This window comes from Deinococcus sp. QL22 (genome assembly GCF_023370075.1).
GTDB lineage: Bacteria > Deinococcota > Deinococci > Deinococcales > Deinococcaceae > Deinococcus.
The window spans coordinates 152663-175679 of sequence record NZ_CP097150.1 but is presented as its reverse complement, the minus strand read 5'-3'; the positions used below and the strand labels follow the sequence as shown (position 1 = coordinate 175679).

The 23017-nt window shown below is 60.0% G+C and carries 23 protein-coding genes and 3 pseudogenes; 13 read left to right on the top strand and 13 right to left on the bottom strand.

Annotated elements, in window-relative coordinates:
• Window positions 1-70: 70 nt before the first annotated feature.
• The 4 genes from M1R55_RS16895 to M1R55_RS16880 all read right to left on the bottom strand — a co-directional run bounded on the left by M1R55_RS16895 (window position 71) and on the right by M1R55_RS16880 (window position 5058).
• The gene (locus M1R55_RS16895; RefSeq protein WP_249394718.1) at window positions 71-1024 is read right to left on the bottom strand and encodes a substrate-binding domain-containing protein; all 954 of its coding nucleotides are present in this window, start codon (window positions 1022-1024) and stop codon (window positions 71-73) included.
• A 182-nt stretch (window positions 1025-1206) separates the two neighbouring features.
• A complete protein-coding gene (locus M1R55_RS16890) occupies window positions 1207-2229 on the bottom strand; it encodes an ABC transporter permease (protein ID WP_249394717.1) in 1023 nt (340 codons plus the stop codon).
• The gene (locus M1R55_RS16885; RefSeq protein ID WP_371827244.1) at window positions 2216-3778 is read right to left on the bottom strand and encodes a sugar ABC transporter ATP-binding protein; all 1563 of its coding nucleotides are present in this window, start codon (window positions 3776-3778) and stop codon (window positions 2216-2218) included. The genes M1R55_RS16890 and M1R55_RS16885 overlap by 14 nt, the downstream gene beginning before the upstream one ends.
• Window positions 3778-5058: an ROK family protein gene (locus tag M1R55_RS16880; protein WP_249394715.1), complete on the bottom strand. Its 1281-nt coding sequence runs from the start codon at window positions 5056-5058 to the stop codon at window positions 3778-3780. Before M1R55_RS16880 ends, M1R55_RS16885 begins: the two co-directional genes overlap by 1 nt.
• A 525-nt stretch (window positions 5059-5583) precedes the next feature.
• On the opposite strand from M1R55_RS16880, the gene M1R55_RS16875 reads away from it, so the two are divergent.
• Window positions 5584-5994, top strand: coding sequence for a hypothetical protein (locus M1R55_RS16875; protein ID WP_249394714.1), 411 nt, complete (start codon window positions 5584-5586; stop codon window positions 5992-5994).
• Here the strand turns inward: M1R55_RS16875 and M1R55_RS16870 are convergent.
• The 4 genes and pseudogenes from M1R55_RS16870 to M1R55_RS16855 form a co-directional block, all read right to left on the bottom strand.
• Window positions 5991-6910: pseudogene (locus tag M1R55_RS16870) on the bottom strand (IS630 family transposase). The gene M1R55_RS16875 and the pseudogene M1R55_RS16870 overlap by 4 nt on opposite strands.
• A gap of 99 nt (window positions 6911-7009) precedes the next feature.
• Window positions 7010-7489, bottom strand: a complete 480-nt coding sequence (locus tag M1R55_RS16865; protein WP_249394847.1) for a transposase — start codon at window positions 7487-7489, stop codon at window positions 7010-7012.
• Window positions 7489-7890: an IS5 family transposase gene (locus tag M1R55_RS16860; protein ID WP_249394713.1), complete on the bottom strand. Its 402-nt coding sequence runs from the start codon at window positions 7888-7890 to the stop codon at window positions 7489-7491. The genes M1R55_RS16865 and M1R55_RS16860 overlap by 1 nt, the downstream gene beginning before the upstream one ends.
• Window positions 7891-7963: 73 nt before the next feature.
• Window positions 7964-9320: pseudogene (locus M1R55_RS16855) on the bottom strand (IS701 family transposase).
• Window positions 9321-9624: 304 nt separating this feature from the next.
• Here M1R55_RS16855 and M1R55_RS16850 point away from each other — a divergent pair.
• Complete coding sequence (locus tag M1R55_RS16850) at window positions 9625-11001, top strand: GH1 family beta-glucosidase (protein ID WP_249394712.1); 1377 nt, start codon at window positions 9625-9627, stop codon at window positions 10999-11001.
• A 75-nt stretch (window positions 11002-11076) separates the two neighbouring features.
• Here M1R55_RS16850 and M1R55_RS16845 read toward each other — a convergent pair whose 3' ends face one another.
• On the bottom strand, window positions 11077-11247 hold the full coding sequence (locus M1R55_RS16845) for a hypothetical protein (RefSeq protein ID WP_249394872.1): 171 nt from the start codon (window positions 11245-11247) through the stop codon (window positions 11077-11079).
• Here M1R55_RS16845 and M1R55_RS16840 point away from each other — a divergent pair.
• Both M1R55_RS16840 and M1R55_RS16835 read left to right on the top strand, forming a co-directional pair.
• Window positions 11164-11367, top strand: a pseudogene (locus M1R55_RS16840) (IS4 family transposase); the annotation flags it as partial. The gene M1R55_RS16845 and the pseudogene M1R55_RS16840 overlap by 84 nt on opposite strands.
• 182 nt (window positions 11368-11549) lie before the next feature.
• Window positions 11550-12305 (top strand): alpha/beta fold hydrolase, encoded by a 756-nt coding sequence (locus M1R55_RS16835; RefSeq protein ID WP_249394711.1) that lies wholly within the window; start codon window positions 11550-11552, stop codon window positions 12303-12305.
• Between the two features lie 95 nt (window positions 12306-12400).
• Here M1R55_RS16835 and M1R55_RS16830 read toward each other — a convergent pair whose 3' ends face one another.
• The gene (locus M1R55_RS16830) at window positions 12401-12976 is read right to left on the bottom strand and encodes a GNAT family N-acetyltransferase (protein ID WP_249394710.1); all 576 of its coding nucleotides are present in this window, start codon (window positions 12974-12976) and stop codon (window positions 12401-12403) included.
• Window positions 12977-13170: 194 nt separating this feature from the next.
• Between M1R55_RS16830 and M1R55_RS16825 the strand changes: the two genes are divergently transcribed.
• From M1R55_RS16825 to M1R55_RS16785, 9 genes are all read left to right on the top strand, one after another.
• Window positions 13171-13617 (top strand): hypothetical protein, encoded by a 447-nt coding sequence (locus M1R55_RS16825; RefSeq protein ID WP_249394846.1) that lies wholly within the window; start codon window positions 13171-13173, stop codon window positions 13615-13617.
• A 460-nt stretch (window positions 13618-14077) separates the two neighbouring features.
• Window positions 14078-14770: an RCC1 domain-containing protein gene (locus M1R55_RS16820; protein WP_249394709.1), complete on the top strand. Its 693-nt coding sequence runs from the start codon at window positions 14078-14080 to the stop codon at window positions 14768-14770.
• A gap of 132 nt (window positions 14771-14902) precedes the next feature.
• Complete coding sequence (locus tag M1R55_RS16815; protein ID WP_249394708.1) at window positions 14903-15736, top strand: MBL fold metallo-hydrolase; 834 nt, start codon at window positions 14903-14905, stop codon at window positions 15734-15736.
• A 556-nt stretch (window positions 15737-16292) separates the two neighbouring features.
• Window positions 16293-16811: an IS110 family transposase gene (locus M1R55_RS16810; RefSeq protein WP_249394707.1), complete on the top strand. Its 519-nt coding sequence runs from the start codon at window positions 16293-16295 to the stop codon at window positions 16809-16811.
• Window positions 16812-16866: 55 nt separating this feature from the next.
• Window positions 16867-17415 (top strand): transposase, encoded by a 549-nt coding sequence (locus M1R55_RS16805; RefSeq protein WP_371827239.1) that lies wholly within the window; start codon window positions 16867-16869, stop codon window positions 17413-17415.
• A 5-nt stretch (window positions 17416-17420) separates the two neighbouring features.
• On the top strand, window positions 17421-17906 hold the full coding sequence (locus M1R55_RS16800) for a DUF1440 domain-containing protein (protein WP_249394706.1): 486 nt from the start codon (window positions 17421-17423) through the stop codon (window positions 17904-17906).
• A 431-nt stretch (window positions 17907-18337) separates the two neighbouring features.
• Window positions 18338-19264, top strand: a complete 927-nt coding sequence (locus M1R55_RS16795; RefSeq protein ID WP_249394705.1) for an ABC transporter substrate-binding protein — start codon at window positions 18338-18340, stop codon at window positions 19262-19264.
• 158 nt (window positions 19265-19422) lie between these two features.
• A complete protein-coding gene (locus M1R55_RS16790; protein ID WP_249394704.1) occupies window positions 19423-19653 on the top strand; it encodes a hypothetical protein in 231 nt (76 codons plus the stop codon).
• A gap of 196 nt (window positions 19654-19849) precedes the next feature.
• Complete coding sequence (locus M1R55_RS16785) at window positions 19850-20062, top strand: hypothetical protein (protein ID WP_249394703.1); 213 nt, start codon at window positions 19850-19852, stop codon at window positions 20060-20062.
• 125 nt (window positions 20063-20187) lie between these two features.
• On the opposite strand, the gene M1R55_RS16780 is transcribed toward M1R55_RS16785, so the two are convergent.
• Genes M1R55_RS16780 through M1R55_RS16770 form a run of 3 tightly spaced genes read right to left on the bottom strand, consistent with a single transcriptional unit; the run spans window position 20188 to window position 23004 of the window.
• Window positions 20188-20811 carry an LUD domain-containing protein gene (locus M1R55_RS16780; protein ID WP_249394702.1) on the bottom strand — a complete coding sequence of 208 codons (624 nt, stop codon included), beginning with the start codon at window positions 20809-20811 and terminating at the stop codon, window positions 20188-20190.
• Complete coding sequence (locus tag M1R55_RS16775) at window positions 20801-22225, bottom strand: lactate utilization protein B (protein WP_249394701.1); 1425 nt, start codon at window positions 22223-22225, stop codon at window positions 20801-20803. Before M1R55_RS16775 ends, M1R55_RS16780 begins: the two co-directional genes overlap by 11 nt.
• On the bottom strand, window positions 22222-23004 hold the full coding sequence (locus tag M1R55_RS16770) for a (Fe-S)-binding protein (RefSeq protein WP_249394700.1): 783 nt from the start codon (window positions 23002-23004) through the stop codon (window positions 22222-22224). Before M1R55_RS16770 ends, M1R55_RS16775 begins: the two co-directional genes overlap by 4 nt.
• Between the last annotated feature and the right edge of the window lie 13 nt (window positions 23005-23017).

The window sequence follows — 23017 nt, the reverse complement described above, 5'->3', positions numbered from 1 at the left end:
GAGTCCCTCGCATGGGGAGAGGGAGCTAAAATCAGTTGTCGGAGCTTTGAGTCGGCGTCTGGTGCTCCGCTCAGAACGGCGAATTGGGGAAGTAGTACTTGCTGGCGTTGGCCTTGGTAATCAGCACTGAGGGAATAATAGTGCTGGCGGCCAGCGGCGTGCCCTTCACGCGGCTTTCCACGGTCAGGCGCATGGCGTCGGCAATCATGCTGGGCGGGTAGGTCACGTTGGCGGTAATCAGCTTGTCGCCGTCCATCAGGCGCTTGACCATTTCTTTCATGCCCGCGCCGCCCAACACGATCTTGATGTCTTTGCGTCCAGCCTGCTGAATGGCCCGCAGCACGCCCACCGCCATATCGTCGTCGGCGGCCCACACTGCATCTATTTTGGGAAACCGGGTCAGGTAGTCCTGCATGACTTTGAAGGCGTCGTCGCGGTTCCAGTTGCCGTAACGGGAATCGAGCACCTTCACCTTGGCATTTTTGGTCACGGCAGCCTGAAACGCGGCGTTGCGCTGGTTGTCGACAACCGAGGTAATGCCGCGCAGCACCACCACGTTGCCCCCGGCGGCCCCGAGTTGCTTGGCGATGTAGTCTCCGGCGACCCGGCCAAAGCCGTTGTTATCGCCCGCCACATAGGCATTCTGAGCTTTGGGATCGGTCAGGCCCCGGTCGACCACCGTAATAAACACGCCCTTGGCCTTCAGGTTGGCAATCGGGCGGGTCAGCGGGGCGCTTTCCTGCGGCAAAATCACCAGCGCCGTAATTTTGTTGATGGTGTACAAATCCTGAATCTGATTGGCCTGCTCGTTGGCATCTTTGGCCGTCTTGACGATAATCTGGGCCGTGGGGTACAGCTTTTGTAGCTGCGCTTTGGCCTGGTTGGCGTGATAGACCACGCCCGCTGTCCAGCCGTGATCGGCAGAGGGAATAGACACGCCGATAATCTGTTTGGTCTGGGCAAAAGCGCTCGTGGTGGTCAGGGCGGCGGTCAGCAGGGTCAGGCGCAGGGCAAATTTGGTCATGTCAGGGTGCTCCTCAAGGGATGAACAGAGAGTTTGGGGTTGAGAACAAATGGCCTAAACGCGGCTTACACGGCTGAATCCCTCACCTCTAGTTCACGGGGCACCTCCTCTGCCCTGCCCATTTAGATGGGGAGAAACATTCGGCGTTGTAGTAGAGAGTTCAGAAGTGGACGGGAGTTTTCTCATTTGCGGCCTCCGCGCTGAAAGAAGGCGACGAGGATAATGACCACGCCCTGGACGGCGGCGTTGAGGTACACGCTGATAATGTTAGTGAGGTTCAGGACGTTTTCGATGGTGACCAGCAACACCGCGCCTACCACCGTGCCCCAGATGCGGCCATGTCCACCTTTGAGAGCCGTTCCGCCAATGATGACGGCGGCGATGGCTTCCAGTTCCCACAAGAGGCCTGTGGACGGTGAGGCGCTGCCCAAGCGGGGCACATACAGGGTGGTGGCTACCGCTACGCACACCCCCAGCAGCACATAGGTGGCGATCTTGACGCCGCCGACATTGATGGCGGCGTAACGGGCCACCTGCTCGTTGCTGCCGATGGCCTGCACGTAGCGGCCATAGCGGGTGCGGTTGAGGATCAGACCGCCCAGGAGGGCCACCAGCGCGAACACCAGAATCGGAATCGGCACGCCCAGCAGCGAGCCGTAAAACACCGGGCTGTAGCGGTCGCTGACGCCCAGATCCAGCGAGATCGCGCCGCCCTGAGACAGGTAGGTCAGGGTGGCTCGGAAAATGCCCAGCGTGCCCAGCGTCACGATAAACGCCTCGACCCGGCCCCGCGTGATGATGACGCCGTGCAGGAATCCGGCCAGTGCGCCCAGCAGCAGCGCGAAGCCCATGCCCACCAGCACCGTGCCCCAGCCCGCGCCGAGGCCCGGCACCAGCGCGTTCATGACCAGAATCATGGCCCCAGCAATCAGCGCCGCCAACGACCCTACCGACAGGTCGATGCCGCCCGAAATGATCACGAAGGTCATGCCCACCGCGATGATGCCGGTGAAAGCGGCCCGTGTCAGAATGTTGGTCAGGTTGGACACGCTTAGGAAATCGGGGTTGAGGGCGGTGGCCACCAGCATCAACGCCAGTAGCCCCAGCAGCGGGCCGAGGCTGCCGATCCGGGCCAGCAGGGTCGGGCCGGGGGCCGCCACTGAGGAGAGCGGCGAGGTGTTGGGGGTCGGACTAGGCGTGGACATGGGGCGGCTCCTGTGGGTCTTGGTTAGTGGGGGCGGGGTCATCTTTTTTCAGGCCCGTGACGTACTGAATGACTTCTTGTTCGTTAAGCGCCGCGCCGCTGAGGTTGCCCACGAGGCGGCCCTCATGCATGACGAGCAGGCGGTGACAGAGGCCCAGCAGTTCGGGCAACTCGGAACTGATGACGATCACGGCTTTGCCCGCCGCCGCCAGCCCGTGAATCAGATGGTAGATTTCGCGTTTTGCGCCCACGTCCACGCCGCGTGTGGGTTCGTCCAGCACGATCACGTCGGGGTGACGTTCCAAGATTCGGGCCAGCGCCAGCTTTTGCTGATTACCGCCCGACAGAGACGAAGCGGTCACGTCCAGCCGCCCGGTGCGAATGTGGTGTTCCTGCGCGGCCCGCACCATCGCTGTTTTCTCGGCCTGTACGTCCAGCAGGGGCGTCGCGTACACCTCCAGCGTCATCAAGGTCAGGTTGGGTGTCAGCGCAAAATCCACCAGCAGGCCTTTGCCTTTGCGGTCTTCCGAGAGGTACACCAGCCCGGCGCGGGCGGCGTCACGCGGGTTGCGAATGCGGCGCTGCTGGCCGTCCACCTGCACGCTGACCACCGTATGGGGCCGCAACCCGAACAGTCCTTCAAAACTTTCGGTGCGCCCCGATCCCACCAGGCCCGCAAAGCCCAGCACCTCGCCCGCCCGCACGCCGAAGCTCAGGTCGCGCGACCAGCCCGGCACACTCAGACCCGTCACCCGCAGGCGTTCCTGCGGCTGGGGCGGCACCTGCGCCGGAAACATATCTTCCAGTTCGCGCCCTACCATCAGGTTCGCCATCTGCTGCTGGCTCAAGTCGGCAGCGTCCTTCGTGGTCACGTAGCCCCCATCGCGCAACACAGTCACGCGGTCAGCGATCCGGCCCACCTCATCCAGTTTGTGGCTGATGTACAGCACCGTTACGCCCGAATCCCGCAGTTGCCGGATCAGCGCCAGCAGCGTATTGGTTTCGTGCAGCGTCAGCGTGGCGGTGGGTTCATCCATGATCAGCACACGGGCGCTCCGTGACAGGGCTTTGGCAATTTCGACCAGCTGTTTTTGCGGCACGCTGAGATGCCGTACCAGCGTGCGCGGATCGAGGGTGATGCTCAGGCGGGCCAGCGCCTCTGCCGCGCCGCGCCGCATGGCCGCGTCATCGATCAGGAATCCGCCGGGTTCGTGGCCCAGATAGATATTCTGCGCCACGGTCAGGTCTTCGGCCAGATTGAATTCCTGGTGGATCAGTACGATGCCCTCGGCTTCGGCGTCGCGGCTGGAACGGAAGTGAACGGGTTGGCCGCCTAGCCGCACCTGACCGGACGAGGGCGCGTGGTAGCCACCCAGCATCTTCATCAGCGTGCTTTTGCCCGCGCCGTTTTCGCCCAGCAGCGCGTGAACCTCGCCCCGCCGGATGCCAAACGACACGTCCCGCAACACTTCGACGGGGCCAAAGCTCTTGGAGACGTTCTCGAAGCTGATCCAGTCCGGGGCAGCGGCATTGTCGGCGGCAGTCGGAATCACGTATTCACCTCGGTCAGCAGCGCCCGTTCTATGGCCAGCACCGATGCTCCGCGCAGCCCAGCCCCCACGCCCAGCGCGGCATAATCTATTCGGAGCTTGCGGGTAGACAAGGGCAAACTGCGGGCATACACGCTCTGGCGCACGCTGGCCAGGAGCAACGGCCCCACCTGCGCCACGCCGCCCGAAAGGAGCACCTGAGACGGGTTCATAAAGTTGATCAGCCCGGCGATGACCTGCCCGACCCGCGTGCCCGCCAGTTGCAAAATATCGTTGGCGATGGGATCGCCTTGCCGGGCCGCCAGCGCCACTTCGCGGGTGCTGAAGGCGTCGGGGGCAACTTCCAGCAGGGCGGCCAACATGGGGCTACGGCCCTCCTCAGCGGCGGCGCGGGCCTCCCGCACGATGCTGGGCGCGCCCGCCAGCGCCTCCAAGCAGCCCACATTGCCGCACGAGCAGCGCGGGCCTGCCGCGTCCACACTGATGTGCCCGATATCACCCGCCGCGCCGTCGGCTCCCCGGAAGACCTCGCCGCGCAGGATGATGCCCGCGCCGATGCCAGTGCCCAGCTTGACGACGATGAAATTTTCCTGGCCTGGCCAGCGGCTCCGCACCGCGCCGGGCGTGTGGGCCGCTCCCAAAGCCTGCCTGCGGGCATGGTGCAGTTCACCCAGCGCCATCAGATTCACGTCGTTGTCGACGGCCAGCGGCGCAGCGAACAGGTCAGCAAAATAGGCGCGGAGATTGAAGCCTTCCCAGTTGGGCATCAGCGGGGGACTGATGAGCAGGCCCGTTTCAAATTCCACCGGGCCGGGCACGCCCATGCCGAGGCCCAGCACGTGGGCGCGGGTCAGGCCTTGCCCGGTCAGCAGATCGTCGATCAGCGGCACGATGTTGGCCAGCACCGGCCCCGGCCCGCGGCCCACCTCTATCGCCACATACGCCGAACACAGCTGGCGGGTGGTCAGGTCAGACAACGAAACTTGGGCATGGGTGGCCCCCAAATCGATGCCCACCACCACGCCGAGCGCCCGGTTCAGCCGCAACCCCAGCGCCCGCCGCCCACCGCTAGACGGCTGCACCTCGCCTTCTTCGATCAAGTGCTCCTCCAGCAGCATGCCGACCAAGCTGGTCAGTTTGGACTTAGAAAATCCCAGCGCTTCACACAGATGAAGACGTGACGGGTGATCCATCCACAAGACGGCGTGCAGCACTTCCCGCTGGTCGGGGGTGAGGAGGGGAGCAATGAAGGCCGCAGCCGGAAGAGCTGCCGGAAGCATTGACACAGATGGTACCGACACAGACGGGACGGACAGAGTAGGCATGGAAACCTCAGACAGGTTGGCAAACTGGGTAGTGCATCCAGAGTACGGGTCTGACTTCCGAGTGTCAAAATCAAACTTCGATTTATTCCAGACCAAAGTCGATCCGAATCTGTAAATCCGAAGCCATGAACTGGTGGATATCCTGTGGAAGCTCTACAAAGACGCCTCTGTGGAGTGCATTCCGCTGTTGATAGCTCTTTCTGCCTGATACAGATCCTGTTGGAGCCTCCCATCGGGGAGGTGGAAAAGCCAGGAGTCCCGTTAATACATGCCACTATTGATGCAGATCAATACGGAAACGCTTCCATTGACCTTTCGCCAACATGAAGGCTGGCCTTTCTCCCTATTTGGGTGGCTAAACGTACAGAACAAGCGTAGGACATCCTGAGAGTGGTGCTTAGCTTAGAAAAACAAACCGAACCTAGGAGCCGCTGTAAGAAGTAAGAAGGCAGTATGGAAAAGACCCGTAGGATTAGGCAAATGAACACAATTCCTGTGCCCTCCGCGAGAAGGTCGTTTACAACAGGTGTACTGGCGATCAGTTTTCTGGTTGCTGGCCTCTCCAGTGCCGCAGAAGTGAAGCTTGATGGCTTGTTGGCGGTTATCGACGCCCCTTCACCCTGCGTAACCGTACAGGTGCAAATCTTTGAGTCCGAGATCCTCAAAACGATGGTGGCCCTGACGCCCACTGGTGAGGTGAAGCCCCTGGGCAAGACGACGCCCATACCCCGTTTCGTAAAGGGCATGAACTACAGGCTTCAGGCGGTCTGCGTGAGTACCAAAGGCATCTTTCAAAATACGGGATTGAGTTTTAAGGCCGATGGCCGAACCGTCATGGTTGTGTTTACCAAAGCGGGCTTTGTCATTAAACGTGGTGGACTGGCGTACTAGAGCATTTGACATAAGAAGATGTCGGAGAAGACGTGGGTGAACCAGCCAAAGACATCTTGTAACGAAACGGCATCCAGGGCATCCGAAATCCCCTGAAGCAATGCTGGAACTTCTCGCCATTCACCCGCGCGAACGCGGGCTTTGACTTTGGAAAACAGCTGTTCGATGGGATTGAAGTCAGGGCTAGACGGGGGCAAGAACAGCACGACACCACCCCTGGCTTCACCGTGCATCCGAACGGACGCACGGTGATGTGCCGAGAGATTGTCCAGCACCACCACTTGTCCAGGGGTCAAGGCCGGGCACAGGAGTTCTCGTCCGTACCACTCGAAACTCACGCCGTTCACCGCGCCTTCCCAGATCAGTGGGGCAAAGGGACCACTGGCCTGCAACGCGCACACGAGCGTTTGATTCCGTCCCCAGTTGCGGGGCACCGAACAGACCGCGTGCCGTGTCCGGTGCGCGCGACCCTCCCCACGAGTCATCGTGGTATTGAAGCCACGTTCATCCAGAAAGACCAGCCGGGCCGGAGTCTGAAGGTCGGGCATGGCGGTCATTCAGGACCTGCTGACGTAGTTCCTCATTGGGTTCGGCGGCGACCCGTGTCTTTTTTGTAGGTGATGCCATGTCGCCGGAAGACCCGGTCCACCGTTCGGTAGCTGATCTTGAGACCAGTCTTGGCCTCCAACAGGCGGGCATGTTCTTCCAACGTCGCGTCGAGGTCCTCCTCCAGCTGCTGGAGGAGGACCTGCTCCTGCTCGCTCTGCACGCTCGAGCGACGTCTGGTCGGGCGTTTGACTTGTGAGAGCGTGCCCGCCTCATGTTTCCTCAGATAGAACGCGATGGTCCGAACATCGACTCCGAACGTTTGGGCCACCCACGGATGGTGTTGCTCGTTCAGTGCAGCCGCAACCATCCGTTCTCGGAGATCAATGCTGTACCCACGTGCCCCGACCCGTTTCCTTATCCTCTTATTCTGTCAAATGCTCTAAGAGACTGTCTGGAAAGCGGAGAATCAGGTAGAAACTGCGTTCTGTTGGGCAAGAGCAGCGAGTCTGCGAATCATACGACGGATGAAGGAGAGCTGGATGAATGCCTCGGTCGTCTCGGGCAGGAGGTCGTATTCACGGTTGAGTCGACGGTCAAAGGACAGCCACGCGAAGCTGCGCTCCACCACCCAGCGCTTCTTGATCACCACGAAGCCGCGGTGCCCACGAAAGGTTTTGATCTGCTCCTCGGTCAGTTTCTGCCCCTCTGGGAGCCAATACCCACGGGTATTGGCGTCGGAGCGCTGCACGATCTCTACGGTGTAGCCGAGGGTCGTTTTGACCCAGCCTTCCCATTTGCCTGTGTATCCACCATCGGCAAAGAGGTGGAGTTTCATTTGGGGCTGGTTTTGACGCAACTCCTGCAGGAGTTGCTGGCTGCCTTCTCGGTCGGTGATGTTTGCGGGTAGAACCTTGACCCTGAGCAGGAGGCCCAGGGTATCGACGATCAGATGATGTTTTCGTCCGTTGACTTTCTTGCCACCGTCGTACCCTCGGACCCCCCTTTTTGCGAGGTTTTCACGCTCCTCGAGTCGACGATTCCTGCTGTGGGCACCGCATTTCTCCCCTCTGCTTCGCGCACCTGAGCTCGGAGGGCATCATTAATGCTCTCCCACAGCCCGCTCTGCTTCCATTGTCGAAAATAGTCATACACCGTCTTCCAGTGGGGAAAATCAACGGGCAACAAGCGCCAGGACACCCCACCTCGTTTCACGTAGAAGATCGCATCCATGATCTCGCGGCGAGCGATACGAGCGGGACGCCCACCGGGTTTGGGCGCAGGAATGAGGGGTTCGAGCAGCACCCACTCGGCATCGCTGGTGTCCGTGGAATACGTTCGCGCACGCATGAAAAAATTGTATAATCTCTCAAAACCCCCTGCAACCACGCTTTCCAGACAGCCTCTAATACTACAGTTGCAGTTAGCGGGAGGAGAGCCAGCGTTGTTGACGTTGGCGATGACACCGTTGGGCTCGTGCCTGGTGGCGTCGTCGCCACCCCGACCACTCCCAGATCCGCAGGTTGAGCTGGTGCTGCGGGAGAACCAAGCGCAACAGACGGCGCACCTCAGGAACCGTCAATGGAATCAACTCCGGGTCGTTGACTGACCCCCCTTTTTTTCGTGGGCGGTGACCACGGTCAGGAAAGCGTGGGCCAACAGGGCTAGCGTGATATGTCGGTACCAGCCCACCCACGAGCGCACTTCATAGTGATCCAACCCCACCTCACCCTTGGCCATCTCAAAGGCCACTTCTATCGCCCACCGTGATCCAGCGGCCTGCACGACCTCTGGCAAGGTCGTGCTTGAGGGTGCGAAGGCCAGGTAATACGCGAGGTCTGTGGGGTCTTTGAGCGAGCGACGAACCAGCACCCAACGCTCGAATCCAGCTGGCAGGATCGGCCCGAGTCCCGCCGACACGGCGGGACCCATCAATTCGGTGACACTGACCCAAGCCCACTCAAAGAGGCGGTCTCCCTTGCTCCCGGAACCGGCACTCCAGGTCTGCCACTGATCCGGCTCAAACTGCTGGGCGACGTCAGCCACCTGGGTTTGCTTGGGACCAGACTGGTCCCAAGTCCACACATGACAATTTGACGCCACCGCCAAGACATATGGTTGCTGACGCTGTTCGAGGAAGCTACGGACGTTGGAAGCCGAATACACCGCGTCGCCAGTGACCCAGGCGGCGTGTACGCCGCCTGTAAAGCCCGCTCAAGCATGGCGAGCGCGAGTTGTGGCTTGGTCGCGGCCCCAACAGTCTCAGGAATCTGAGCCGCTGCACACCGGGCAGGATCATCCACCCAGCTTTTGGGCAAAAAGAGCTCGCGGTCGATCAGGGCAGTGCCATGAGGCGTGGCGTAGGCGAGGAAGACCCCAATTTGACAGTTTTCAACTCGCCCCGCAGTGCCGCTGTACTGCCGTTGGACACCAGCGGATTGCGTGCCCTTCTTGAGAAAGCCGGTTTCATCGAGGATCAGCACCGCTTCGGGGGTCTGAAGGTGTTCGAGGACGTACTCGCGGAGGTCGTCACGAACGACCTCCGCATCCCACTGCGCCGTGGACAACAAGCGTTGCACGCCGAAGGGCGTGCGCTCACCGATCTGCTCGGCGATCTGCCAGCCGTTCTTGCGCTCAACAGGGCTGAGGAGAGCCTGCAAGTATGCGAAGGCCCGCTGACGTTGTTCACTGCGGGTAAAACGGGACGCAATCCGTTGGTGGAGCACCTTCAAGTCAGCCGACCAGTGATGGGGTTGAGACAGAGGGGAAGAGCTCGACATGCCTCATGCTAACGCTCTTAACTGCAACTGTAGTACTAATAAGAAACATTGAGGATTTATGGCAGGTCAGCACACCTAGCTTCTCATCTAAGCCAGCTTGCTGTTTGGAATGGCTTGGTGGCCTGAATTGGCTGTAGTTCTCCGAGCTGCTCAACATACACTCGTATAAGGTTCAGGTATGAAGTAATTTGCCGGGGCCACAGCTGCCCTAGGCTGAGCTTGCCCGTTTAGGTCAGGCAGCTTCACCGAGCAATTCTGGCCCAGCAGGTGCTCAGCACAGCAGATCTGCCATCAAGGAGTCTCTATGACCATCCAAAACGGTTCCAAAACGGTTAATCAAACCACACCCATCATTGGAGCATTTCCGCCGGATTTCATATGGGGCGTCGCCACAAGCGCCTACCAGATTGAGGGAGCTACGCAGGAAGATGGGCGCGGGCCGAGCATCTGGGACACTTACAGCCGCATTCCGGGCAAGGTGCTGGGCGGCGAATCGGGTGACGTGGCCTGCGATCACTATCACCGCTGGGCGTCCGATCTGGATTTGGTAGCCGGGCTGAATCTCAATGCCTACCGCTTCAGTGTGGCGTGGCCGCGCATTCTGCCGCAGGGAACCGGAAACGTCAATGCGGCTGGGCTGGACTTCTACGAGCGGCTGGTAGACGGCGCACTGGAGCGGGGCCTGCAACCGCACGTGACGCTGTATCACTGGGATTTGCCGCAGGCCTTACAAGACCGGGGCGGTTGGCCTCATCCAGATATGCCCGATTGGTTCACTGACTACGCGCTGGCCGTGTATGGGCGGCTGGGCAACCGCGTCGCCAGTTATGCCACCTTCAATGAGCCGTGGTGCACTGCTGAATTGGGCTATCACGTGGGACGCCATGCCCCCGGCCTTCAGGATTTGCGGGCGTCGCTGCTGGCTTCCTACCAGATTCAACTGGCTCACGGCAGTGTGATTCGTGCACTCAGAGCACAAAACACGGCCGCAGAGCTGGGCACGGTGCTGAACCTATACCCCGTGGACGCCGCCTCAGAGCGGGCCGAAGACAAGCATGCGGCCCGGCTGGTGGATGAAAAGCTTAACCGTTGGTATCTCGATCCTATCTTCCGGGGCAGATTTCCGGCGCTGGCGGTGGCCGACTACGCCGAATCCATGCCTGAAATCGATCCGGTGGCGCTGGCTTCTGCCAAACAACCCCTGGACTTTCTAGGAGTGAATTACTATTTCCGTCAGTGGGTCAGCGAAGGCGGGGCCAGCCGGGCCGGACCACCCTCAACAGACGCCGAACAGACGGCCATGGGCTGGGAAGTCTATCCGGAGGGCCTCCACCGCCTCTTGACCGAACTGCACCGCGAATATCAAGCTCCAAAGTACCTCATCACCGAAAACGGCGCAGCCTTTGACGACCACTGGGACAACGGCGAGGTTCATGACGAAGCCCGTACACGCTTTTTGCAGAGCCACCTCCACCAACTTCATCGGGCCATGCAGGACGGCGTACCTGTGGCGGGCTACTTTGGCTGGAGCCTAATGGACAATTACGAATGGGCCTACGGTTACAGCAAGCGGTTTGGCATCGTTCATGTAGATTACGAAACCCAGCAGCGCACCCTCAAAGACAGCGCCAAGTGGTACCGCGACTTTGTAGGCCAACAAAGGCAGCCGGGCCAGCTCTAATGAGGCTCGGCTCAGCACCTGACACTTTGAGGCGAATGGCGTCCTAGACGCAGTACGGCACGACAAAGGGCAAGATCAGAGTCTGTGACGAACACCGAAACCGCCCGGCTGCATGCTGACACGTTGACTGCCCATCTGAAAACCCGCCTCCCGCACCGCCGCATAGACCCTCCAAAGCGACTGGCTGAAGTCCTTCTGGTGCTCCTCCAAGCCGAATCCATACTGCACCGCAAGATCGCTCTTCATCTGCCCCGGGACGCCTCCTTAGAGTCCAAAACCCGCGTGGTGGCACGGGTCTTGCACAATGCCCAACTCACCCTGGTGATGAACTGCATGACTTGGCTGTACAGTCGGACGCCACTAAACACCCCGAATAGGGGTTGACAGCTCAGCGATCAGCCGCTGACATCGATCCAGTTCACTCTGAACGTGAACAATCCAGAGCAGGGCCGGCGGCTCCCGCTCCGTTCTGGAACTCCCCTGAAGTGTGAACTGGGGTGCCCAAAGCTGAGCGCAACGGTCGCACGGCAACAGTCGTAAGGAGTTGCATGGGTCACCTTCTCCGTCAACGCTCCGAGTTCGCCACCATCCACGGTCAATCCCTCGAATACATCCAGTCTGGTACGGGCACACCTGCTGTCGTGCTCGTCAATGGCGCAGGCGGCCCCATGGACAGCTGGTTCCGGGTGTTTGAACCGCTCACGCGGGAATGCACCGTCTTGGCCTACAACCGTCCGGGGCTCGGCCGCAGCAGTTCCCCTGGTGCCCCGCAAACTGGAACCGTCATGCTGGAAACCTTGCGGGGCCTTTTGGCCCACGCGAAGCTGACCCCCCCTTACGTCCTGGTGGGACACTCGCTGGGTGGCCTGCTGGTCAATCTGTATGCCCGGACGTGTCCCGGGGAGACTGCTGGGGTAGTTCTGCTCGACGCCGCGACACCGGAGGACGTGTTGCTGAACACGCCACCCTCTTCAGGGCTGTGGTTTCGCCTGAGCCGCGCGTTCCACCGGCCACATCCCTGGGCGGAAACGGAACATGTCGAGAGTCTGAGCCAGCAAGTGCAGACCGCTGGTAGATTTCCCCCAGTCCCACTGGTCGTGCTCAGTGGGACGCGCTCCCCACGCGGCATGCCCCGGGAGATGCGCGACGCCCGTGCGGTGCATCAGGCGAAGCTGGCAACGCTTTCGCCACTGGGTGAACACCGTCTGGCGGATCGGAGCGGACACTTCCCACAGTTCACCGAGCCACACTTGGTCATTGATGCCATTCGGACTGTGATGGCCAAGGTGACTGACCGCGACTAAGGGTTGACCTAGAGGCCAAAGACTGTGAAAGGGACGGTGTTATGGGTCTGGTCAGCCATCGACCTGCTGGCCTTCCCGAAACAGCGAACCGAGGTTCAGTCGCGCGAAGTGAGCTGGGCAGCAGATGAGGAGACCGGCTCAGAGTACCGCATCAGCACTTGCCAGTCTTGGCCGGCGTGGCTGGCCACCTGGTCGAGCTGAAACCCCACTTTCTGTGCCAGCCGTAGTGACGGCGCGTTCTTCGGCTGAATGATGCAGAAGGTGCGGCCAGGGCTCAAGGATGTGTCACGCCACTCCAGGACGGCGTGGACGGCTTCGGAGGCCAATCCCTGACCATGACACCAGGGCATGAAGACCCATCCCGCCTCGGGCACTAGATCCAGGGTAGGCCGGTCGAGCAGCAGGTCGCGTTTAAACCGAGCGATGCCCACCTCGCCCGCAAACCGTCCAGAAGCGCGCTCAAAGGCTAGCCAGTAGCCGAACCCGAAGAGTGCCCAGTGACCGGGGTGCCGCAGCAACCGGCTCCATACCTCCTGCCGGGCGAGCGGCATGCCGGTCGTATACCGCGTGACGTCCGGATCACTCCATAGCGCGGCGCAGTCGTCAAGGTCTTGTTCCTGATGTCCACGCAGGAGGAGACGTTTCGTGTGCAGGACGGGCGTAAGGGACATACCGGAGTCTAGACCGTCGCTGGTCGGTACAGCTGATCTTGCGGGAGCGTGTGCCTCCACTGGCCAGGGAAGAGGCCAGGCCTCTGGGGCGGACTGCTGAACGACCCTTGCTGCACAGACCGTGGGCAGGCACGGAGTGAGGATCTGTTCCAGTTGGAGAGGTTCATCTTCAGACCATCTGCGATCTCTTGACCTTGACCCTCTTTGCGGGCCGCGCCATGCTGGAGAGGATGACCGCCTTGTCCCAACCTCCCCACGTCCAGCTGCGCAATCAGCAGGCTTTTGAAACCTGTATTGCGACGACGTTGCAGGTGTTGGCGGCCGCGGAATTTGCTCCAGCGTTACACCACACCCAGCCGACTCGGGAGACCTTGTTGGCGTTCAGTACTGAACTGGATCGGCATGCGGCAGATGTGGCGGCGCTGGCAGGAGAACGGCATCTGGACTTACCGGCCTTAGGTCAGGGTTGGTACGAGCGCTTGGTGACCGAACGGGATGAACCGCTGCAGGCGGCGTATCACGCGCTGCACTCGGCGGCGTATTTGGGCTTGGCGGGCGGGTCGACGACGGCGCTGTTGCTGTCAGCGATGGGTTATGCGCTGCGGGTGCTGGCGCAACGGGAAGGGCGCCTCTGCCACTGAAGCGCTGCTCGTGGAGGGGCAAGGCTGTAAAAGAGGCTGGCCGCTCTTGGGACGTTGAAGGGTGAGGGTGATCAGATCAACCGGCCACAACCATTCTTCTAGGATCGTCCAAGAAGTGAAGTGGTTGGTCAAGCACTGGATAGGACGGGCGGATTGAGGGTATCTTCTGTGGTGAGTTTTGGTGTTGTTTTAGTGCTTAAGCATGAGGCTCTACCCGTAGCCTCAGTGGGCGCAAGGGCTAGTGCATCACCACAGGCATGTCTGGGGCTATGACTTGTGAATGATGAGAATAGGTGGTGTGTTATGGAGAGCGAGAGATCCGTATCCGACGGTGATGGTTTTTCATTAGACATGCCTGTGGCCGTCCACTAGTGCTTTTCTCGGCCTAATTTGAGAGAATTAGTTGTCAGAGATAACTAATTCCTCCTTAGTGCAGATAACTGCCGGTGGCACTGGGGAGGTGACGTTTGCCCTCTCGCTGCCGATCCAGGCCAGCGCAGCACAGGACGTGTTCAAGTTGAGCTTGCTGGCGACTCCCGCCACGAACAGCGTCACGTCCATCACGCAGAGCCTCGAAGAGCAGGAGACGGCTGGCAAAGCGGCCGTCGAGGCACGGGCAGCGGCGCTGCCAGGCGCACAGATTCGGAGGTTACTGGAACCAGTCCTCACGCCCACCACCCAGGCGACGAACAGCCTGCCAGTGTGCCGGATCAGAATCGCTGAACCGCGCAGTGCGCAGTACCCCGACAGCCACGGTGGTGGACGCCCAGGCTACCTTCAGCGTGAGCGCCCCGAATTTGCCGTCCATTATTGGTGGCGCGCAGCTTCAGCCAACCACGACCTTCACCGTGAACGGAGCGGCATTCTCAAGCCGCTCCAGCAGACCTCTCTCACGCCAGCGATCTTGAGTGTGACTAACAATCTGGTGCATCCCGTCGCGTTCTTCCCACTGCAACGGCAGACTGGAACGGTTCAGGGCAGTATCTGTGGTCAAACGGCCAGCGCCCCGTTCTGCACCTCGCCCTTTACTTCGCTAGAGGCAGGCGCCTATCACAATTACGCGCTGACAGCAGATGGTACGGTCGTCGCCTGGGGGGCTAACAGCGCTGGGCAGACGACAGTGCCCACTGGCTTGACGGTGATGGTGCCCTGATCACTTCAAGTACGCAAAACTGAGATATTCCCAGACATTCCATCTCTTTCTGAACTCCACCCAACGGGCCAGCCCACCAGCCCCTCTAGGACTTGCCAGTCTAAATGCATCACACTCAGAAGGATGACTCCCATGACTCAACCCAATTCGTCCCTCTTGATTGTTCAAATTGAGCAACTGCTTGTACCTCCTGGCCAGCTGGCTTTCTGGGCTCTCGGTCAATCTGGCTTCGTGATCAAAGGCGGAACAACCATTGCTTACATTGATCCGTACCTGTCCGATTCCATTACAGCAGCAGGCGGTCCATCACGACGCTTCCCCGTCCCAATTGACCCCAGTACCATTCGCCATGCTGATGTGGTGTTTGCGACGCACGAGCACATGGATCATGCTGACGGGCCAACATTGGGTCCACTTCTGGCTGCGTCGCCGCAGGCCACGTTGATCACATCGGCGCAAGGGAGCGAAGTGGCTCAAAGGGCCGGCGTGGCGGCCGAGCGGATCACGGTGCCCTACCTCGGCCAACCGGTTAATCTGGGCGACTTCACTTACACGGCAGTGCCTGCTGCACATTACAAACACGAGGTGGACGAAAAGGGCCAAGCCCGTTGGATGGGTTTCTTGATTGAGTGTGGTGGAGTGAGGATCTACCATTCTGGGGACACGGTCTTGTTCCCAGAGTTACTGACGGCCCTTAAAGGGCAGCGGATTGATGTGGCACTGTTGCCGATCAACGGCCGCGACTATTTCCGCGACCAGCACGACATTATTGGCAACCTGTGGCCACGCGAGGCGGTAGATCTAGCGGTTGCCATTGGGGCACGGGTTCTGATTGGAACTCATAACGACCTGTTTGAAGAGAACCGTGTGAATTCTGGAATGTTGTTCGACGAAGTCGATCGTCGTGCGCCGTGGCAGCGCTGTCACTTGCTACAGCCTGGTGAATTGTATCTATACGCTGGTTGATTGATCCCTTGGCTGTAGAACAACACCAACGCTTCTGTACAGGCTGCTCTGAAGGACACTAAATCACAGCTTTTATCTGGAGGCTTTGTCAGCTGCCAACAGCGTTGTGCGACTGAGCGTCGAAACGCCTTCTTGACGGGTACTTGGGGAGCTAAGTTCATGAACCTGCACGGGAATAGCTTGCAATTGACCTGCCGCGGGTTCAACTTACCTGTCCCACTGCTCGTGTCCTTCTTAAGAGGGGCAAATGTATCAGAGCTACAGCGACCCTGGCAGTACGAACGAGCTGGGCGAGGGCAAGGGAAGACGTATTCAGTTCTCGTGTGTCAGACAATATTTTTTAAACCCTCCCTAAACTGTCTGTATGTCAACAATGGTGAGGAGAGAGCGTCGCCCTCAAAGTGTCTGCGCTGAGCGCCTGTACCCGAATTGCGCGTTCTCTTTCTCAACGGCACCAGACCACGGCTCTTCGCTTGATCCCAGACTGCCTCCGGGCCCCATCCAGAACAGATCTGCGCGAGTGGGGGTGAAACGCCGAAATCTGCTGGAGGGCGCCATGATCATTCTTGGACTTGATCCCCATCCAACGACCCATACCGCCGTCGCTCTCGATTCGCGTGGCGTCGTTCTGGACAGCCTGAGCGTCCAGAACGACTTTGATGGTCTCCACCAGTTGTGGCTCTGGTTCGTGCGATTCGAAGAGCCCGGCTGGGCGATTGAAGGTGCAGGCAACCGGGATGTGGCCCCCCGGCTGGCGCTGCTCTTCGCTAGGAATCAGTCGGTGTGGCACATTTATCCCAGGTTGACCAGTCAGTACCGTGCGCGGCGGGGCAAGAAAAAGAACGACCTGGTCGATGCTGAGAACGTCGCTCGGGTGCTGCTGGCCAATCCAGAACTCCCGCCCTACCAGCTCAGCACGCAGTGCACCCAGTGGCAGGACTTGTCCCGCACGCGGGACAAGCTCGCTCAGCAGCGCAAGGCCAACCAGATGATACTCGAAGCGCTCCCCGACACGACGACCGCCTCGCTGAGCACGGCCTTCAGGCCGTGCTCAGCTCCCTCGAAGCAGCATTGAAAGAGCTTGAACACGCTATGGCCACCCTGGTCGCTCAGGTCGCCCCCCCCTGTTGATGTTGCAGGGGATCGGCGTGGTGCTGACCAGCACCGTGTCGGCCGAAATGGGTGACATCAAGCGGTTTGAGAACGCCAATCATTTCGCCAGTGATTGGGGCACTGCCCCAGTTGAACGGGGCAGCGGGAAGAACACGCGCTGGTGTGTGAATGTGAGCGGCAACCGGCAACTCAACCCAGTGCTCCACCTGATGGCCTTGACGCGCCTGCGCTGTGATGAACAGAGCAAAACATGTGGGGCCAAGAAGGAGCAAGAGGGAAAAACGAGACGAGCGGCACTCCGAGCACTTAAGACGCACCTGGCCCGGGAGTTGTACCGAACCTGGCAAGCCAGTCACGCTGGCGGCCGCACGCCAGCCCCCTCTGAGGATCTCTCTCCCCGCCAACTTGACATCCCAGGTTTGGGTACTGAGGTTCCAGACTCAGCTCAACATATAAACTTGCCACAAGCCGTGCCGGGTATTGCTGCAGAAATAAATGTTCGTAGAATGCTAGGGGACGCTGGTCGCGTGATCCTCACCCTCAATCCCTGCACTTTAGAACCATGAAACCTATGACCAGTGCCGCTGTGTCCGGTTTGTTGGCGACCCTGCCTATGACGGTTTGGATGCTGGGTGCCCAGCGCTTCCTGCTGCCTTCCCGTGAGCGCTTCGCTCTGCCTCCTGAGCAGATCACCGACCATATAGCGCGGGCCGCCGGAATTCGCAGCGTCGCAGATCAGCCGGTGGCTCGCCGCACTCTGACGCTCATCAACCATTTCGCTTATGGCGCCGCCGCCGGCACGTTGTATGCGCCGCTGCGCCGAGCGCCGGGCGCAGTGGTGGTGAAGGGCTCAGCCCTAGGCTTGGGGGTTTGGGCCGCCAATTATCTGGGCTTGCTGCCGGTCACCGGGGTGCTCAGCAACGCTGTGCATCACCCGGCGCGGCGCAACGCACTGATGGTGGTCGCGCACCTGATCTGGGGAGTGGGTACGGCGGTCATGGCGGAACACCTGGCTCAGGAGGAACAGCGCTCAGTCGGGCGAACTGCGGGGTTGTGAACAGAAGGAGGAAGGGCGGGCCACGCACCGTGAAAGGGAGCGCCTCGGCTTCAAGCCGTCCCTAACTCCGTTCGGACCTGATTTTGTTTGTCAATTTCAATTTGCCCGAATGATCAGCTCTTGGTTTCGATGCTGGAAACCTGATACCCCGTTTAGGGCTTGAAGCTCCGTCCTCATCGGTGTTAGCGCTGAATGAGGTTTTTGACCAAGCTGGGCAGAGTTCATGGGCAACGCAGGTTGAGCGGCAGAAAAATGACGTTTGAAACGAACTCCAGAGATTCTACGGTCAGTACGAGAAAAACAAGCCCTAAACGGGGTCTGATACTGAAACTGTCGGCGGCCCACCATGACCCCAAAAGACAACTGCCCCAGGAATTTAGTGCTCTCCTTCTAAATATCCTGTCATAAACCAGACAGGGGCACTGCCTAACATGACATTAGAAACAATTTCTATCTGCGTTCTGCCTGCCTTTTCGGAGTGGCAGACAATCTTTGCTTGCCTAGTACAGCCGTTCTGGGTCATTTCTCATTCTCTCAGGAGATTAATTGTGGATTCTTTTCCATCATCTTGTGCTCGTTCCGTTCTCTCTACCCTCCTGATGTGCACGTCGGTGCTGTTCGCCACGCAGGCGAGTGCCGTGGGAGAACTTCAAAAAATTCAAAGCAACGGTAAGTTCAGAATCGGCTTCTCCACCAACACCCCGGGTTTGGTGGAACAACGAAATAGCAAAGTCACGGGCTTCGCGGTGGAGTTGGTGAGTTTGCTGGCCCAAGAGATCAAGGTGAAAGGCGTGACCTGGATCAAGGTCAACTCGCCTGACCAGCTGGTGAAGAACATGCGCGCTGGAAGTCTCGATGCCATTTTCGACGTTCAGCTGCCTCCGCAACTGAACGATGTGGGCCGCAGTCCGCCGTTTACCTGCACAGGTGGTGTCCTCCTGAGCCGCCCCGGTGGTCCGGAATTCGAAGAAGACATCGAAGGGAAGAGCGTCGCTGTGGCAACCAATAGCCCCTACTTCTATTTCGTGCGCAACCTTCCCTTTCAGAAGAAGGTCAACGTGTTTGCCAACGCGGACCAGGCATTGCTGGCTTTCGTGTCAGGGTCTGTTGATGCGCTGGTGCTCGACCGCTTTGATGCCGTCAAGATGTACAACCGGGCGGGCGCGGGCAAGCTCCAGATCAGTCCGCCGCTATGGAATCAGAACCTCCAACTCCTCACACCTGGGACGGCCCGCCGCGACAGCGACCTGGAGGCGGCTCTGAGCGTGGCGTTTACGAAATTGAGGGCCAACGGCACCTACGCCAAGCTGAGCAAGAAGTACTTTGCTCAGGACGTGAGCTGTGAAGGCTGGCGCTGACGCCCCAGCGTCAAAGGAGGAAGGGTTGTGCTGCCTTCACCTGGTCCTTGGCAGGTTCTGTCAAGTTAAGTACTTAATGACTCATGTTATTTTTCTAAGCTAATTGCAAGTACATATAGACTAGACCTCTTGCGAAAGTCGTGGGCTAAGCTCACAGGGTGGAGCGAGACCGCCTGACACGCACGCTGAAGATGAACCGCAAGCAATTCCATCGACGCACCGGGGTCTACCCGGAAACGTTCGCCGAGATGGAAGCCGTGCTGACCCTCCGCGAAGGACGGAAAAAGACATCTGGCCACCCAGCCACGCTCAGCGCGGCTGAACAACTCCTGATGACCCTGAAATTCTGGCGCGAGTCCCGAACCGTTGCACACCTGGGTGACGACTGAGGCGGCCATGAGCCTGGCGTGCAACGCGTGGAAGCGGCCTTGATCACTCGGGCGCAGTTCCAGATGCCCAGAAAACGCGTGTTTCAGAAAGCGCCACTCGTCTACAGCATCGCCCGCGTCGCTGCTTCTGAAGTACCGTGCGAACGCGCCGGAAAAACAGCGCCGCGGGGACAGCGGCAAGAAAAAGCGGCACACCTTGAAGTTCCAGCTGCTGATCTGCACGGTGACGCAGCGCATCCTGGGCACGGCCACGGGTGCTGGGGCGGTTCATGATCCCAAGCGTTGTCCATCTGGCGTGCGGTTGCCCCACGACACGGCCCTGATCGGGGACGCGGGGGCTCAGGGCCTGTGGGGTACCCCCGGGCACGCCATCACCACGCATCAGGCGGAGAACACGTCATCCGCCTGATGAAGGTTTTTCGTGTGCTCAAGGGTGTCTATCGGCGGCGGCGGTTCGCCCTCCGGGTTCAACTCATCGCGGCGCTCTGCAATCTGACCCGGACTTGCCCGTCATGACGTTCGCAAGAGGTCTATTCAATCACCTGGGGTGATGATGAATAGGTTCAGGCTTCTTGGTCCATGTACGCCCTCAACCCGGCTGAGTTCGATGTCGCTGGTGGCACTTGGCCCGCTGATCCAGGTGAGGGGACGGCCCGCCGTGACGGCCTCCTGCAAGGTCGCCACCCCTTCCGGCACGCTCTCCACAATCTGATGCCAAAACACCACACACACATGCTGATCGGGAATCAGCGTCAATGTCCGCCGTCCCTGACCGGAACCGTGATCCAGCACCACTGTTCCAGTCTCGGCTATGGCCACCGCGCAGGTCGTCAGCACGGCTTGAAAATGGGTCAGCTCCGCGTGAGACTGGCCGTTGTCAGGCGTACTGTCCAGCGCAGCTCTCCACGCCGCAGGCAACCCCTCGGGAACCAAAACCCGTTTCCCAGCAAGGAGTTTTGCCAGTGCCTCAGGGATATCCGCTTGTGCCATCTGCTGCACGTGCGCCCGGTATTCAGCCGCGTACTCGGCAAATTGTGCGAGAATTTCGGCACTGGGCCGGGTTGACGTTGGAATGGGGGGGCGTTCCAGCGCGGGTGGGTGGCCCGATGTCGCCCGGTTAATACGGGTTAGGATCTCCAGCCGCGCTTCACTGCTCACGTTGCTCCTCCTTGCGCCACAGTTCCCGGAACGACTGCGGGGGAAATGGCGGCAGATTGCGCGAACTCGTCCAGCCGCCCAGCATCCCTGGCAGTGCACGAACCGCGCCGTGTTGCACCAGTGGCCCCTGCCCCGTGCGGGCGAGTTTGATCGCGCCTTCGAAGCGGTAGGATTCGTTGAAAATCCATGCTGCGGTTTTCATGGCGATGCTTTCCACGTTCGGTGTTTTGTGGGGCGTAATCTGGCCCCGCAAATAGATCAGAATCTCGGGGATATTGATCTTGACCGGGCAGGCGTCATAGCACGCCCCACACAGGCTGCTGGCCCACGGCAGCGAGTTGGCATTGGCATCGTCAAGTTGCAGCAGTTGCGGCGTCAGAATTGCCCCGATTGGGCCGGGATACACGCTGCCGTAGGCATGGCCGCCTGTGCGCTCGTAAACCGGGCAGACGTTCAAGCACGCACTACAGCGGATGCAGCGCAAGGTTTCGCGCCCCACTGCATCGGCCAGCACGTCAGTCCTGCCGTTGTCGAGCAAGATCAGGTGAAATTCCTGCGGGCCGTCGCCCGGCGTCACGCCGCTCCAAAAACTGGTATACGGGTTCATGCGCTCAGCGGTGGAACTGCGCGGCAACAGTTGCATAAAAGGCGCGATGTCGGGCCAAGTCGGCAGCACCTTCTCAATACCCATGACCGAGATCAGCACCTCAGGCAGCGTCAGGCACATCCGCCCGTTGCCTTCCGATTCCACGATGCAGACGGTGCCCGTGTCGGCAATGGCAAAATTCGCGCCGCTGATCGCTACTTTGGTGGCTAAAAACTTTTCGCGCAGATACACGCGGGCCGCCTCAGCCAACACCTTCGGGTCGTCGGTGAGCAGCTGCGCGCCCAGTTTGCGCCGGAACAGCTCGCGGATTTCGGCGCGGTTCTTATGAATGGCGGGCACCAGAATATGACTGGGGCGGTCTTCGGCCAGTTGCACGATCAGTTCGGCCAGATCAGTTTCAGTGGCGTGAATTCCACGTGCTTCGAGCGCCGCATTCAACTCTATTTCGTCGGTACTGATGCTCTTGACCTTGATAACCTCGGACACGCCGTGTGCAGCCACCAGATCGGCGACAAGGCGCTGGGCTTCTTCTGCATTCTGTGCCCAGTGGACGTGGCCGCCCAAGCGTTTCACTGAGGCTTCGAGGGTTAAGAGGTGTTCGGCGAGGTTATCCAACACGACGTCCTTGATGGCCGCGCCTTGCGTCCGGAGATCTTCCCAGTAGGGCAATTCGGCGACTGCCTGCAGGCGTTTTTCGCGGATGGTCGTGGTGGCGTGCCGCAGATTGCGCCGCATCTGGGCGTCTTGCAGCGTCTCACGGGCTGCGTCGGGGAAGGGCTGAGAGGGCCGAATGCCGCCCGCACTCATACGAGACCCTCTGCACTCACGCGAGCGGTGTCCAGCACATCGGTGTTTCCTGACTCTACACTCGCCAAGATTTCGGCCAGATGCACCACGCCTGTGCCACTTTGCAGGCGACTCAGCCCACCGCCGATGTGCATCAGGCAGGAGTTGTCACCCGCCGTGCAGACCTCGGCCCGCGTGCCCATCACGTTCTGTACCTTGTCGGCCAGCATCGCCGTGCTGGTTTCGGGGTTCTTGACACTGAAGGTGCCTCCAAAGCCGCAACACTGGTCACTGGCGGGCAATTCGACCAGACTCAGGCCACGCACGTTGCGCAGCAGTCGGAGCGGCGCGTCGCCCACCCGCAACAGCCGCGCCGCGTGGCAGGTCGGGTGATACGTGACCCGGTGGGGATAGGACGCGCCAACGTCCTCGATGCCCAGCACGTTCACCAAGAATTCGGACAGCTCAAAAGTGCGTTTTCCCAGCTCCCGGACTTGGGCCAACAGCGCCTCATCTCCGGCCCACTCGGCGGCCTTCGGGTACAGGTCGCGCACGAAAGCCACGCAGGAACCGCTGGGGGCTACGATCACCTCAGCATCTTGAAAATCCTGCACAAATTTGCGAATCAGCGGCAAGGCTTCGGCCTGATACCCGGTGTTGAAGTGCATTTGGCCACAACAAGTTTGCGCCTCATTAAAACGAACGGTGTGGCCCAGTCGCCGCAGGAGACGGGCCATGGCCAGCCCGGTCTGCGGAAATAGGGCGTCGTTCAGGCAAGTAATAAACAGGTCGATCTTCATGGGCCCTCCCGCA

Bases quoted from the DNA above. Each gene is read 5' to 3' on its own strand.
- M1R55_RS16895 (WP_249394718.1), bottom strand. From the start codon at position 1,024: ATGACCAAATTTGCCCTGCGCCTGACCCTGCTGACCGCCGCCCTGACC.
- M1R55_RS16890 (WP_249394717.1), bottom strand. From the start codon at position 2,229: ATGTCCACGCCTAGTCCGACCCCCAACACCTCGCCGCTCTCCTCAGTG.
- M1R55_RS16880 (WP_249394715.1), bottom strand. From the start codon at position 5,058: ATGCTTCCGGCAGCTCTTCCGGCTGCGGCCTTCATTGCTCCCCTCCTC.
- M1R55_RS16875 (WP_249394714.1), top strand. From the start codon at position 5,584: ATGAACACAATTCCTGTGCCCTCCGCGAGAAGGTCGTTTACAACAGGT.
- M1R55_RS16860 (WP_249394713.1), bottom strand. From the start codon at position 7,890: ATGCGTGCGCGAACGTATTCCACGGACACCAGCGATGCCGAGTGGGTG.
- M1R55_RS16850 (WP_249394712.1), top strand. From the start codon at position 9,625: ATGACCATCCAAAACGGTTCCAAAACGGTTAATCAAACCACACCCATC.
- M1R55_RS16845 (WP_249394872.1), bottom strand. From the start codon at position 11,247: ATGAAGAGCGATCTTGCGGTGCAGTATGGATTCGGCTTGGAGGAGCAC.
- M1R55_RS16835 (WP_249394711.1), top strand. From the start codon at position 11,550: ATGGGTCACCTTCTCCGTCAACGCTCCGAGTTCGCCACCATCCACGGT.
- M1R55_RS16830 (WP_249394710.1), bottom strand. From the start codon at position 12,976: ATGTCCCTTACGCCCGTCCTGCACACGAAACGTCTCCTCCTGCGTGGA.
- M1R55_RS16815 (WP_249394708.1), top strand. From the start codon at position 14,903: ATGACTCAACCCAATTCGTCCCTCTTGATTGTTCAAATTGAGCAACTG.
- M1R55_RS16810 (WP_249394707.1), top strand. From the start codon at position 16,293: ATGATCATTCTTGGACTTGATCCCCATCCAACGACCCATACCGCCGTC.
- M1R55_RS16805 (WP_371827239.1), top strand. From the start codon at position 16,867: ATGTTGCAGGGGATCGGCGTGGTGCTGACCAGCACCGTGTCGGCCGAA.
- M1R55_RS16800 (WP_249394706.1), top strand. From the start codon at position 17,421: ATGACCAGTGCCGCTGTGTCCGGTTTGTTGGCGACCCTGCCTATGACG.
- M1R55_RS16795 (WP_249394705.1), top strand. From the start codon at position 18,338: ATGACATTAGAAACAATTTCTATCTGCGTTCTGCCTGCCTTTTCGGAG.
- M1R55_RS16775 (WP_249394701.1), bottom strand. From the start codon at position 22,225: ATGAGTGCGGGCGGCATTCGGCCCTCTCAGCCCTTCCCCGACGCAGCC.
- M1R55_RS16770 (WP_249394700.1), bottom strand. From the start codon at position 23,004: ATGAAGATCGACCTGTTTATTACTTGCCTGAACGACGCCCTATTTCCG.